General features: G+C 46.2%; 10 protein-coding genes. 2 read left to right on the top strand and 8 right to left on the bottom strand.

Going from position 1 to position 10,957, the window contains the following annotated elements; translation table 11 throughout:
• Positions 1 to 381: 381 nt before the first annotated feature.
• The 7 genes from AB4Z33_RS29295 to AB4Z33_RS29265 all read right to left on the bottom strand — a co-directional run bounded on the left by AB4Z33_RS29295 (position 382) and on the right by AB4Z33_RS29265 (position 8,293).
• Positions 382 to 1,263, bottom strand: a complete 882-nt coding sequence (locus AB4Z33_RS29295; protein WP_442053289.1) for an AraC family transcriptional regulator — start codon at positions 1,261 to 1,263, stop codon at positions 382 to 384.
• Positions 1,264 to 1,410: 147 nt separating this feature from the next.
• Positions 1,411 to 2,772 (bottom strand): MATE family efflux transporter, encoded by a 1,362-nt coding sequence (locus tag AB4Z33_RS29290; RefSeq protein ID WP_442053291.1) that lies wholly within the window; start codon positions 2,770 to 2,772, stop codon positions 1,411 to 1,413.
• Positions 2,773 to 2,881: 109 nt separating this feature from the next.
• The gene (locus AB4Z33_RS29285; RefSeq protein ID WP_442053288.1) at positions 2,882 to 3,397 is read right to left on the bottom strand and encodes a heme-degrading domain-containing protein; all 516 of its coding nucleotides are present in this window, start codon (positions 3,395 to 3,397) and stop codon (positions 2,882 to 2,884) included.
• Positions 3,398 to 3,413: 16 nt separating this feature from the next.
• Entirely contained in the window at positions 3,414 to 4,433 is a 1,020-nt protein-coding gene (locus AB4Z33_RS29280; protein WP_442053287.1) for a sensor histidine kinase, read from the bottom strand.
• Positions 4,434 to 4,436: 3 nt separating this feature from the next.
• On the bottom strand, positions 4,437 to 5,111 hold the full coding sequence (locus tag AB4Z33_RS29275; RefSeq protein WP_442053286.1) for a response regulator transcription factor: 675 nt from the start codon (positions 5,109 to 5,111) through the stop codon (positions 4,437 to 4,439).
• Positions 5,112 to 5,147: 36 nt separating this feature from the next.
• Positions 5,148 to 7,616 carry an ABC transporter permease gene (locus AB4Z33_RS29270; RefSeq protein ID WP_442053290.1) on the bottom strand — a complete coding sequence of 823 codons (2,469 nt, stop codon included), beginning with the start codon at positions 7,614 to 7,616 and terminating at the stop codon, positions 5,148 to 5,150.
• Positions 7,616 to 8,293, bottom strand: a complete 678-nt coding sequence (locus AB4Z33_RS29265) for an ABC transporter ATP-binding protein (protein WP_442053285.1) — start codon at positions 8,291 to 8,293, stop codon at positions 7,616 to 7,618. The genes AB4Z33_RS29270 and AB4Z33_RS29265 overlap by 1 nt, the downstream gene beginning before the upstream one ends.
• 202 nt (positions 8,294 to 8,495) lie before the next feature.
• On the opposite strand from AB4Z33_RS29265, the gene AB4Z33_RS29260 reads away from it, so the two are divergent.
• A complete protein-coding gene (locus AB4Z33_RS29260) occupies positions 8,496 to 8,720 on the top strand; it encodes a hypothetical protein (protein ID WP_442053284.1) in 225 nt (74 codons plus the stop codon).
• Positions 8,721 to 8,885: 165 nt separating this feature from the next.
• Positions 8,886 to 9,314 carry a VOC family protein gene (locus AB4Z33_RS29255; RefSeq protein ID WP_442053283.1) on the top strand — a complete coding sequence of 143 codons (429 nt, stop codon included), beginning with the start codon at positions 8,886 to 8,888 and terminating at the stop codon, positions 9,312 to 9,314.
• A gap of 368 nt (positions 9,315 to 9,682) precedes the next feature.
• Here the strand turns inward: AB4Z33_RS29255 and AB4Z33_RS29250 are convergent.
• Positions 9,683 to 10,957, bottom strand: a 1,275-nt coding sequence (locus AB4Z33_RS29250) for an ATP-binding protein (RefSeq protein WP_442053282.1), incomplete at its 5' end; no start/stop codon positions are given.

Below are 10,957 nucleotides of genomic sequence, written 5' to 3'. Positions count from 1 at the left end.
TAATACTACTTAGCTCAATGATTAGGCTATGAAAAATCCATCTGGGTAGATTTTATCTTCGTCCGTATCTACATCAGGATATCGTTTAAAGACTGACTGAAAATTGTCTTGTATAATTAGATGGTCGATAAGCAGTTCAATTCTCTGCCTGCTAATAACGTCAATTAATACCATGTGACTGGACCAAAAATATGTACCATTCATACATTCACCTGAATTTATGTTCTTTTGCCTCAACGACTCAATATTCTTRTAGGTGAAAAAACTTGTAAGTATTCTGTAAGTTAACTAAATGAAGAACCTTCAGTCTGTTAATTCACAAACAAACAGAAAGAGATGTCGAAGATCGACATCTCTTTCTACATTCCATTACATTTTCCATTATTGCTGCTCGAGAATTCGCTTCGCAACCGGTATCCATATTTCGCTTCGATAATTCGGAGAGGAGATATCCTTGCTTTCATTCCACAGCAGCTCAGGTCCGTTAATCTGCTCATAGCTCGAAGAAGGGAACCACTCGGAATAGATGCGACCCCATATTTCTTGCAGYGTTTGGGGAAACGGACCAACTGCCTCGAACACCGCCCAATCGCTTGCCTGCACTTCCAAGCTCGCCAGATGATCTGGACAATCCAATGTCGTAGCCGCTCCGATATAATGATCAAGCCCCCCTTTCTCTTCCATTCGCTCTTCGGAGAAATTGACCGATGCGCTGATTAACCCGATAGGCTGCGTATTGGATAAGCTTTTCAACTGCCCTATGATCTCCTCATTCAAGCTTCCCCACATCGCTGCAATTTCAGGATTCACTCCCTCGAATTGAATGGGAACCCGCTTCATAATGCCGACGATGCGAAAAGCTTCTTTTTGCTCAATACGATAATTCATTGCACTTACCCCTTTGATAGTCAGCTGGAAGGTCATACGAGGATAGGCAAGCAACTGCTGCCCATTAACCCTCGCTTCGGTTGGAGTTATACCATGCATGCTCAGGAACGCTCTCGAGAAGGAATCCGGCGATTGATATCCGTATTTGACCGCCACGTCAATAACCCTCACGGAGCTGTCCTTAAGCTCAAATGCGGCTAGCGTTAAGCGTCTACGGCGAATGTATTCGGACAGCGGCACCCCTGCAAGAAACGAGAACATTTTTTTGAAATGAAACTCCGAGCAAAATGCCAGCCGCGCTGCCTCCTTGAAATCAATATCATCCGCCAGATGTTCCTCGATATAGTTTAACGCTGCATTCATAGATTCAAGCATTCGGTATGACTCCTTCCTTCTTCCGCAACTATAACGTAACAAATATGTTGCCGAACGTTCCGACTTTCCGTGTCCGATGCTGCAGGGGTTGTAACAAAGAAAGACGCCAAGCGTTAAGCGAGTCGTCTTTCCAATCGTACTCATGCTTCATATGAGCTTATGCTTATACCACTTCTTCCCGCGGAAACGCCATAGGAAGATCGCACCGCGTACGCCCCATTCGCAGTTCATCGCAATCCATACCCCCATAATGCCTAAGCCCGCTGTAATGCCCAGCAAGTAACCTAGTATGACGCGGAATAACCACATGCTAAGCATCGAAGACAATGAGGTGAAGCGGGAATCGCCAGCCGCCCGCAGCGCAGACGGCAATATGAAGCTCATCGCCCACAACGGGATTTGCACGATTGCCGTAAGCAGCAGCACCCAGAAGATGTCGTCTACAATTTCGGCAGGAGGTTCGAACAACCCTACCAATAACGGATAGAACGGCATAAGTATAATCCCCATCACGAATAACATTAGCGATGCTATCCATAGAAACGACTTGACGAACTTGCGCGCATCGGCCACATCTCCTCGTCCAATGCACTGACCGACAACAGTGACGATCGTCAAGGACAATGCAGCACCTGGAATTTGCAGAAGACCAGTCAGCACGGAAGCAATCGCGTTCGTAGCAATCGCGTACGTTCCTAGGCTAACGATGAACACCTGGGTGAGCAGCTTGCCTCCGTTGAAGAACATCTGCTCGGCGGCGAATGGCAGTCCGATGGACATAATCTTCTTCAGCATGGAGATCGGAACATGGAACATATCGCGCAAGCGCAGATGCATCGTCCCATCCATTTTGAACAAATAATAGATCGCGCAAGCGGCCCCGGCAAACCTGGCGATATTGATCGCAATCGTCATTCCCATAACACCCATATTCAGCATCGTAATGAATAAAATGTTAAGCAGCACATACAACAGGTTCATTATTAACGAAAGCGCGAGCGAAGCGCGGCTTTTCCCGACTCCTCTAAGCGCGCCGCATACGGCTTGAACAATCGCCAGCCCAAGGAAAGAAATGCCGCTCCCTATAAGATAAATTCTTGCACTATCCAGCACTTCGGCTGACGCGGAACCGAACAGTAAGCGCAGCAACGGATTATGCAAAGCTATTATGAGCAGACCGATTACTACGGAGAGCATGGAGACGGAAGCAATGCTGCCCGAAGTGGCGCGAGCCACCATCTGAATGTTCCCGCTCCCCTTATACTGCGCAACCACGACGGTGCCCCCGGTTGCTACCGCTACGAAAACGTTAATAAGAAATAAATTCAAGGAATCGACCATATTGACTGCGCTAACTGCCGATACGCCGGAGGAGCTGATCATCGCGGTGTTCACGAGATTCAGTCCCACGATAAACGCCTGATCGATCAGAATCGGGATATACAAAGCGATAATCGCCCTGTAATCCATCGACTCGCCAGTCAAATACTTATTCAAATACGCACTCATCTGCGTTCGCAAACGAATCGGAATCAATATGATCACATTCTTTTCTATGGAAGTTAACGAAGACACTAACTGCACAGTTAGTGTCTTCTTATCGTGCCTTATTATTTGTCTATGATTTCAATAATTTGGTTAGCGTTGTCGTAATCATCTCATGATCCATATGGCCTTCAAGTCCGGATACCGTAATCGTACCGACAGGTCCTGCATTCTTAATGATGATCGGGAAGCTGCCGCCTTCTGTCGCATATTCCATTGGATCGAGATATTCGCTGTCCTTAATGTTGGTATTCCATGATTTGTACAGCACGTGCATATAGTAGGAGCTATGTCCAAAATGTTTGACGACGTTATTTTTGCGTTCGATCCAGCGATCATGTCCAGCGCCAGTACCATCCATCTTCGCGTGGAATAGCAGTTGTCCGTTCTTTCTAATGTCTACGACTATAAGTTTGTTCTCATTTTGCGCTTTCGCGAGAATAGCGCTGCCAATCTGGACAGCTGTTTGATTCGAGAACGAGGTGAACTGTAATTCGGATTCCTGCTCAAGCAACTCTGCTAATAAACCTTCGTAATTTTCCAAGTGAAATCCTTCTTTCTTCATCCTAAGTCGTACAGCCCTATTCATTATACCTCCTAAATCTTTAAATCGGAAGATATATAGAGAATATACTGCCTTTGCCTAACTCGGATGTTACCTTCATATAGCCAGACTGATCGGTAATAATCTTACGGGCCAGATAGAGACCGATCCCTACGCCCTGCGTCTCGCTYGCTTCTCTTCCCCGGTAAAAGCGTTTGAATATATCGCTGATCTCGCTCTCTTCAATACCTTTGCCTTGATCCTCAATATCGATGCGAACGAACATTTCGTATGGTTGGACCGAAACTTTAATCGCACCTGAATCATGTCCGTATTTGACCGCATTATCGAGTATATTGAAAATAGCCTCAGCCGTCCACTTACGATCGTGAGACACGTTTGTCTCTTGCTCCGACTCGAATTCAATTACGATGCCATGCCGTTCAGCCACAGGATATATCTGCTTAATAGCGGATAATACCGTGCTGTTAATACTGCTTGTCTCCTGCTTAATCGCAACGATACCGCTTTCTAGTCGCGACATTTTAATTAAACTGTCCATCAGCCAGGTCAACTTCTCGGTCTGATTCGCCAATATGGCAATGAACGCTTCCCGCTTCTCCGGCGGCAAACTGCTGTCTCCCAGTAAGCTTACATACATATTCAAGTTCGCAAGCGGCGTCTTCAACTGATGCGCAATATCGGATATGAGCGTCTTCATTTCTTCATTTTCTTCTTTCACTTTAAGACTCTGCATCTTCATGATCCGTGACAGCTTGATTACCTGTACCTGCAGCTTGGACAACATGGTGTCTTCTACCGTGGAGAACAGCTCGCGATCCTCCCGATCGATGATGGATTGAATCGTAAGCGACAGCTTCGTCAATACGTCACCCATTTGCCTTCTAATCACAAGCATGAAAAAGACGAGAATCACCGCTCCGACAATCGCGAACAAGCTGGATAAAAAGATCAGCTTGCGGCCTGCATCAAGTTCCAGCAACGCATATAGAAACAGGCCGTATGCCATTGCATACAGCCCGTAGCTGATTAGAATAATACGAGTAAAGGAGCTCTTCACAGTCTAATCTCCCCATGTATAACCGATACCGAACACGGTTTTGATATAAATGCTGTTCTTCGGGTCGTCCTCGATCTTGCCTCGCAGACGCTTAATATTGACGCTTAACGTATTCTCGTCGACGAACGCGCCGTCCAGATCCCATAGCTTCTCGAGAATCATCTGTCTTGTCAAAATCTGCTTGCTATTGCGTGTGAGAATAGACAGCAGCTTGTATTCATTCGAGGTAAGCTTAATCTCCTCGTCTCCCTTGAACACTTTCATTTTATCATAATATACCGTTAAATCCTTATATACGAACCTGTCGATCTGTTCCTCGCCGCCACGGCGAAGGACAGCCTTGACGCGCTGATTCAATACCGCCATGCTGAACGGCTTGGCAATATAATCGTCCGCGCCGGATAAGAAGCCGTTCACGATGTCCTGCTCTGTATCGTTGGCCGTTAAGAACAGGATCGGCACATCCGACGTTTCGCGAATTTGTTTGCAAAGCTCAATCCCGCTGCGATCGGGCAAATTAATATCTAGGATAAGGAGATGAACATCGCGGCTTCTCCACATCTCTATAGCCTGAGCAGCTGTATATGCAGACCATACTTCATAGTGCTCCTTCTCAAGCGCAAAGGATAGTCCTTCATTCAACAGCCGGTCATCCTCAACGACGACAATGGTTGCCATACCGCGCGTTCACCTCCTTACCTGTTTCGTTGATGCTTAGCTTGCTTCCTTCATTCGATCCACAATGCTGCTTTTTCTCGTCTGATTATACGAGATAATCGGTGCGGTCAGACATACGCCAAATACGATGACCAGTATGATGATGAGCGGAATCAGAGGGTATTCAAAAACCGCATAAGTCGCCTCTTGGCTGAACACCTTATAAGCGCCGTAACTCACCAAGCTTCCTAGCGTGGACACGAGCAAGGAGGAAATTGCGGCGTAGCCCAATCCTTCGAACAGCAGCAGCTTGCGAAGCTGCTTACTCGTCATTCCGATGCTCTCCATGATAGCAAATTCATTGCGTCTAATAACGACGCTTGTGAACATCGTACTCACAAAGTTCATAATACCGATGAACGCGAGAATGAGCGTAATCGCTCCTCCAAGAATGTAGAACATCAGCTTGGCGCTTTCCATCATTTCAATCCATTGCTGCTTCGACTCCAGCGTTATGTCGCGAGAACCTGCCGTCAATCGTTCCAGCTGCTCCTGAATGGCTGGATGCTCCTCTTTGTCGGCTGACATATTTATTTTATAAATAATCGGATCTGCGATCAATTGCTTCATCGCCTTCTCGCTAATATATATATTCGGCGCAAGACCGCCGAACATGAGCTTGAACGGCTGTTCCGCAATCCCGCCGATTTCGAACGAATGCATCCGCTCGTCATTAGGCAGCTTAAGATTGAAGGTATCGCCCAGCTTGAGCGATTGTTGACTCATATCAAGCAACGCGATCTCGCCATTATCGAACCGTTCAATATCGATTGGCGTCTCAAGCGTTTCGTTAAGCTCCTCGATATATTTCGTTTCGATGCCTACGAGCCGCGAAGAGAACATGTATTCTTCTTGCCGCAGTATCTCATCTGTCGGCCTCTCTGCGCCGTATCTCGTCGTGAACTCATCCACATGCTTGCCGAACACCTCTGGCGTATATTCCGGGAAAGCTTGCGACATATACATCGTTCGTATCTGCTTAATGCCGTCAATCTGTTCTACGGAGGATAGGAGTTTATCCGTGAATAGCTGTCGAACTTCTCCATTATAGCCTTCTGCCGATTTATTAATTAACTCGAAATCATTAGCCACATAATCGCCGATGAAGTTGTCTGTGCTCATGCTCAGAATGAGCGTATTGATGGTCAAGAAGGTAGTGAGGCCCAGCACAAGCGACAGAAATACCATCGTTGCTCTCTTCTTATCGCGGAAAATATTTCGCCATGCCATCCTATGCAGCTTCGCGCMGCTCCTGCTTTTCTTGGAGCTGGCACGAACATATTTCGACGCTTCTACGGCCGATATTTTGCTCGCTATACGTGCTGGTTTCCTTGAACCTGCCATCGTTGTGACCACTGCGAACAGCGCTGCACCCATGTAGATGAGAGGATGAAAGGAAATCTCGACTTCCGTTTCAAGACTGAACATGCTAAGCGCGAACGGTACGACAAGGTAAGAAGTTATCGCGCCTAATAACAATCCAATCGGAATGCCGATCCACATTAATCGACGCGCTTGCCCATTTACGAGCTTCTTCACTTGTCTGCGAGTCATGCCGATCGTCTTCAATAAGCCATAAAATTTCGTATCCGTCGATACCGAAATATAAAGCACATTGTATATAAGCAGGTAACCGCTGAACATAACGATCAAGGACACACCCACCGTACCGAACCACGTCGATAACGAACCTTCCTCTACCGTTCTGGAGTAAGCATACACGTCCTGACCTTCTTGGAGTGCAAGGTCTTGCTCGAGCTTGCTAATTCCTTCATCTTGTGAAGTGCCTCCTTTGAACATAATGGAGGCAACGCCATTCATTCTATGTTCTGCTCCCAATGCTTCCGCAAAAGACTTCGAAACGAGTATTTTGCCCGAATTGTCCGAGAACATTTGCGTATAGTCGTCATACCAGCCGCTAAGCACAAAGCTTTCCTTGCGCACGTTCCCGTTAGCGTCGTTTCCGGCAAGATAGGACAAGTCCAGCTTCAACCCGACTTTCGGTTCGGTTATCCCCATCTCATCCAGTAGCCATTTAGGCATAAGCACCTCATTGCGCTTCTGCGGGTAGCCATTCGTCTTCCCTCCAAGCAACGGCGCTTTCATATTGTTCCATTCTGACTCATCATACAGGTGAAAGGATGCCTTATAAGCTTCATTCTCGTTTGTCGCGAGATGAGCTACCTCGTAGTCGAGACCAACCTTCTTCACATACGGGAGGTTAGCAAGCTTGTCTAATTGCTCATGCGCAGGATTGACGAATGCAACATCCGCTTTCGTACCTAGAAACTTCTGATCTTGCATGCTAAACGACTTCATATAACTCATACCGATGCTGAACACGGAAGTCAGCAGCCAAGCGGTCATAACGATGGCTAGAATGACATAACGATTGCGTGAACGATTCGCTTTCAGGCTTCTGCTTGTAAGCGTCTTAATGATCCGTTTGTTCGAATTGGGAAACATCACAGCCGTTTCCCTCCTACGACCTTGCCGTCCGCGATACGTACAATGCTATCGGCAAGCTGAGCAATTTCCTCGCTATGCGTAATCATGACGATCGTTTGATTGAATTGCTTACTCGTCACTTTCAACAATCCGATTACTTCTTGGCTTGTCTTACTGTCCAAGTTGCCTGTCGGCTCGTCTGCCAGCACAATCGAAGGTTTCGTAGCAAGCGCCCTGGCGATCGCGACACGCTGCTGCTGCCCGCCGGACAACTGATTTGGCAGCTTGTCCAGCTTATCCGCTAGACCTAGCGTCTTAACGATATGATCAAGAAAAGGCTTATCGATGGCATTGCCGTCAAGCTCGATCGGAAGCACGATATTTTCATATACATTAAGAATCGGCACTAAGTTGTATTGCTGGAATACGAATCCGATCTTACGACGTCGGAATACCGTCAAGTCGTCGTCGCTCATATCGAAGATCGCTTTCCCATCCACGAACACTTGGCCGCTTGACGCACGATCCAGTCCGCCCAGCATATGCAATAACGTTGACTTCCCGCTTCCCGACATCCCCACGATTGCAGCGAATTCGCCCTCTTGGATCTCTATATTTACGCCGTCGAGCGCTTTGACCTCATTTTGCTGCGATCCGTATATCTTCTTCAAGTCCACTGTGCGCAATATTGACATTAACGATCACTCCTGTTCTATAGCTTGTTCCTACAGACGCTATATTACGCTGAACTTCTTACAAACTCGTGACAATCGGAATCACACAACCTATCAATCTATCAATGAAAACCTATTTTATTCTATTAAACGCACTCGTCCAATCGAATCTATAACCTAGCGAATAAACTGCATTAACTTCTAAAAGAAGGAGGAGATTCGAATGGGATACTATGGTAAAAAATGCTTCAAACCAGTGTTCAAAAAATCGTGGAAAAAAGTACACCACGGCAAAAAAGAGCATGGCTGTAAAAAAGAGCGCCCTTCTTACGACTACGGCAAGAAGGAGCATCACTTCTACGGCAAAAAAGAACATTCTTGCGGCAAAAAAGTTCATCATTGCTGGAAGAAAAAAGAGCATCACAAAAAATGGAAACCTTATTGCTAAGTTTCCGGGGGGAGCCTGTTCATTCAGGCTTTCCTACATATTTGCAATTGCGGCAAGCAGGAAATCGACGACGATTTCCTGCTTTTCTACTTTGTATTTCTTACCTAATATTGCTACAATAGTGACGTAGTACAAGCATACCAATGAGAATAGAGGAGCGATACAATGTCCGTTGACGTCTATCTGAATTTTGACGGTAACACTCGTGAAGCAGTAACTTTCTACGCAGAGGTGTTTGGTTTAGAACTGCCGCAGATTATGACATTTGGCGAGACGCCGCCGCACCCGGACTATCCGCTTCCGGAGGAAGCGAAAAATCTCGTCATGCATACGAGACTTAACGTCTACGGCAGCAACGTCATGTTCTCCGATGTGTTCCCGGGTTCACCGTTCATTCAAGGCAACAACTTCAGCCTCGCTCTTGTACATAAAGATCAGGAGACCATCACGGCTGCTTTCCATAAGCTGAAGGAAGGCGGCACTGTCGTTATGGAGCTTCAAGAAACGTTCTGGAGCAAATTGTATGGCAGCGTCCGCGACCGCTTCGGCATCGAATGGCAATTCAACTTGGACAGTGGCGAGACCTTTGGCTAAACTCCGCTCAACGTTTGTGAAGCGCTCAGCATAATAAGGTACAACCGTCATGTCGTGACAGTTGCCATACCGTCATATGCCTCCCCGCCAAACACCCAAGCACTTCCCGCTGAGTATGCATAAGATATGGTGTACTCAAAACGCAAGGAGGTGCATGAATAATGTCCGGTTTTGTTGGCGGTGCCTTCACGAACACGGGTACGATCCTGGTTCTCTTCATTCTGTTAGTAATCATAGCTTGCAGTTGTGGAGTATTCGGCAGATACTAAGACGAATACCTGAATAAGAGACAATTAGAACCACACCAAAATGAAAACAGTCCGATCCCTTGAGGAACGGACTGTTTTTTTTCATGAGAGCTTGCTTGCTTATGAAAAGGTGTGTCTTAATAAATGAAAAGATAAAGTGACCTTCGTCCCCGCCCCAGGGCTGCTCGCGAATTTGATTTTCCCGCTCATTGCCTCTACAAGTCTGATGGAGATGAGCGTTCCTAGACCTGTACCGCTTTCCTTCGTTGTGAAGAACGGTGTGCCGATATTCGCGATCATCTCCTCCGACATACCAATGCCTGTATCGACAATTTCGATCAGACCCAAATCGCCATCCTTCTTGCCTCTGATCGTCACAGTTCCCGATTCCGCAATTGCTTCCACGCCGTTCTTGATCAAATTAATGATAACCTGCGACAGCTTTGTCTTATCAGCCATGATGTATAGCTCTTCCTCGACTATTACGAGTTTAAGCTCTACATTTTTGATGAGGCCGTAGGAATACATCATTTCCACCGTATGCTGAAGAAAGTTAGGCACATGTATTTTCTCCATATGTTCGACATGCGGCTTGGCAAGATTTAAGTAATCGGTAATAATGAACTCGGCACGCTCAAGCTCTGAAAGAGCGATTTGCAAAAATCTCTTTTTGTTATCGTCGGCGGTTTCCTTGAACAATTGAAGAAAACCTTTCACCACGGTTAGCGGATTCCTTACCTCATGAGCTACGGACGCTGCCAATTGGCTGACGATCTTCAGCTTCTCGCTTTGCTCCAATTCATGACGCATGGCATTCCTCTCGATCATATTCTCATAGAGCAGCGAAGAAACAACGTTGCTGATCAGTGCGAGCACGCCAATAATAAGGAAATATAAAACCCCATCCGACTTCCAGGTTAGCTCAATCTGATTAGCAGACGTGTAATAAAGTAATATCGCGCTAATCATTCCGTTGGAATTGAGCGTTAGGGCAATACTCGTGTATACCCTTTTCTTAGGAGAGTAATTAAGGAAAGACTTCGCAATCAAAAAACACGGCACTGCGAACCAAAGAAAACAAACAAGAGCGATGACGATATCATCTCCGCCGACAGTGACACGGTAGAGGAGCATGACAATCGAAGCCGATATGCCCGTCAAGTAATTGCGTCCGCCATATAATATCGCTACCAAGATAGGAATCAATCGTAAATCCCATTCGAAACCTTCGGTTATCGTTATCGTCAATGACATACATAGCACGGATGATAGGCCGAATAATAAACCATTTAATATGTAATAGATATTGCGATTAGTAAAACGTCTGTTCGTATAAAAGAAGGAGTTTATAAAGATCGGAAACAAAATGATAATAACATGGATAAACATTTCGTT

Origin of the sequence: Paenibacillus sp. 2TAB19 (genome assembly GCF_052115185.1) — a bacterium.
Lineage (GTDB): Bacteria > Bacillota > Bacilli > Paenibacillales > Paenibacillaceae > Pristimantibacillus.
Note: the sequence above shows the minus strand (reverse complement) of the source record. Positions and strands in the feature narration are given on the sequence as shown.

Coding starts and splice junctions, on each gene's coding strand:
- AB4Z33_RS29290 (WP_442053291.1), bottom strand. CDS start 2,772: ATGAGTGCGTATTTGAATAAGTATTTGACTGGCGAGTCGATGGATTAC.
- AB4Z33_RS29285 (WP_442053288.1), bottom strand. CDS start 3,397: ATGAATAGGGCTGTACGACTTAGGATGAAGAAAGAAGGATTTCACTTG.
- AB4Z33_RS29275 (WP_442053286.1), bottom strand. CDS start 5,111: ATGGCAACCATTGTCGTCGTTGAGGATGACCGGCTGTTGAATGAAGGA.
- AB4Z33_RS29265 (WP_442053285.1), bottom strand. CDS start 8,293: ATGTCAATATTGCGCACAGTGGACTTGAAGAAGATATACGGATCGCAG.
- AB4Z33_RS29260 (WP_442053284.1), top strand. CDS start 8,496: ATGGGATACTATGGTAAAAAATGCTTCAAACCAGTGTTCAAAAAATCG.
- AB4Z33_RS29255 (WP_442053283.1), top strand. CDS start 8,886: ATGTCCGTTGACGTCTATCTGAATTTTGACGGTAACACTCGTGAAGCA.